This is a genomic window from uncultured Mobiluncus sp. (assembly GCF_902488535.1).
Lineage (GTDB): Bacteria > Actinomycetota > Actinomycetes > Actinomycetales > Actinomycetaceae > Mobiluncus.
In genome coordinates, this window is sequence record NZ_CABTWO010000046.1 from 1 (window position 1) to 1725 (window position 1725).

Annotated in this window: 2 protein-coding genes; both read right to left on the reverse strand. The window is 58.3% G+C overall.

What is annotated here, in order from left to right; genetic code table 11:
- Nucleotides 1–116: phosphoribosylformylglycinamidine synthase subunit PurS (locus RDL66_RS08965; protein WP_308536649.1), on the reverse strand; the 116-nt coding region annotated here is incomplete at its 3' end.
- A gap of 61 nt (nucleotides 117–177) precedes the next feature.
- Nucleotides 178–1161: a phosphoribosylaminoimidazolesuccinocarboxamide synthase gene (locus RDL66_RS08970; protein ID WP_297723139.1), complete on the reverse strand. Its 984-nt coding sequence runs from the start codon at nucleotides 1159–1161 to the stop codon at nucleotides 178–180.
- Nucleotides 1162–1725: the final 564 nt, after the last annotated feature.

The window sequence follows — 1725 nt, forward strand, 5'->3', positions numbered from 1 at the left end:
TGGCGCACGTCCACAAAGTTGTCGATTCCCAGCCGGGCCAGCGAGCCTTTAATGGCTTTGCCCTGCGGGTCGAGAATCTCTGGTTTCACCATAACCTCAACAACGATTTTTCCCATTTTTCTTCCTTTTTTCCGTGGATAGGGGGCTTTCCGGGATTCCGGCAAGCGTTTCAGAGTTTTAGATAAGCGGCTGGCCGGTCAGAATCCGGTAAGCCTCCAAGTAGCGTTCGCTGGTGCGCTGGACCACCTCGGGAGGCAAAGCCGGAGGCTTGGCGTCGCCGTGACGATCCCACCCGGACTGGGGACCCGTCAGCCAGTCCCGCACATACTGTTTGTCGAAACTGGGGGTGACCTGGCCTTCCACCCAGGCATCCGCGGGCCAGAAACGGGAGGAGTCCGGGGTGATGACTTCGTCGCCCAGCACGAAAGACGCGGCGGCGTCATCGAGGGTGTCGCCGTGGACGTAGTGTCCGGGCAGCGCCCCGAATTCAAACTTCGTGTCCGCCAGGATAATCCCGCGTTCAGCCGCGATTTCGGCGGCTTTGCGGTAAATCTGCAGGGTCAGATCCGTCAGGTTCTTTGCTACCGCCCGACCGTGCAGCTGGGCAATGCGGGAGGCGGAAACATTTTCATCGTGTTCGCCCAGTTCAGCCTTGATAGCGGGAGTGAAAATCGGTTCGGACAGTTTCGAGGCCTCGCGCAGTCCCGGCGGCAGGGCAATGCCACACACCGCGCCGGATTGCTGATATTCAGCCAACCCCGACCCGGTCAAATAGCCGCGAGCCACGCATTCGACCGGATACATTTCCAACCGTCGGGTAATCATCGCCCGTCCCGCGACCTCCGCCGGCACGTCAACTCCGAGGTAATGGGTGTTGACCAGGCCGTTAAGCTGGTTAAACCACCAGCGAGACAGTTGGGTCAGCACCGCGCCCTTACCGGGAATCGGGGTGTCGAGGATAAAGTCGTAAGCCGAAATCCGGTCGGTCGCCACCAACATCAAACGGTCTGCGGTGGAAATCCCGGCGGCGTCTTCGGGAATAAAGATTTCCCGAACTTTGCCTGCCGCTGCCTTTTTCCACCCGGGAATGTCTGGAATCTCAGTCACTGGGTGCTCGAGAACGTCACTGGGAACATAATCTGGAGCTACAAAATCAGCCATGAGTTCATTCTTTCACACAAGCGCCAGCCCCCTCAAACCACTCTGCGCGGGTTCGTCTAGCCTAGATTTTGCCGCAAGGGCGGCGCCCGTATGCCCGCGAGGTCAGGCGGCGTTCGGGGTGCCGCGAGGTCTGGCGGCGTTCGGGGGGATGCCTCTCAGTCGCAGAAATGGGGTCCCGTTCTGTTTTTCTAAGCGGCAAAGCCGCTAAGAAAAACTACGAACACCCATATGCTCCCTCGAGGTCCCCCCTCCACCACCGCCCTCGCGTAAAACCGGCCCGTCTTGCATGAACGACCGATTTTACTCTGATAAGTGCGGACTCTACGCAACTAGAATCGCCATAACCTGCAGGGTTAGAAAATAGGGAGTTGATGATGGCCCAGATTCTGGGTTGAAATCGGTCGTTCGTGCAACTATTCCGAAAAACCACAGGAGGTTTTACGACTGAACAGCGCTGAATTCAGGTTATTTACACCGGAATTTAGGCTGGCGGGGCGGGGAGCGTTGGGGGCGACTCAGCGAGAGGCTGGGGGGTGAGCGTTTTGCGACAATAGTCGCGCAAAA

Bases quoted from the DNA above. Each gene is read 5' to 3' on its own strand.
- RDL66_RS08970 (WP_297723139.1), bottom strand. From the start codon at position 1,161: ATGGCTGATTTTGTAGCTCCAGATTATGTTCCCAGTGACGTTCTCGAG.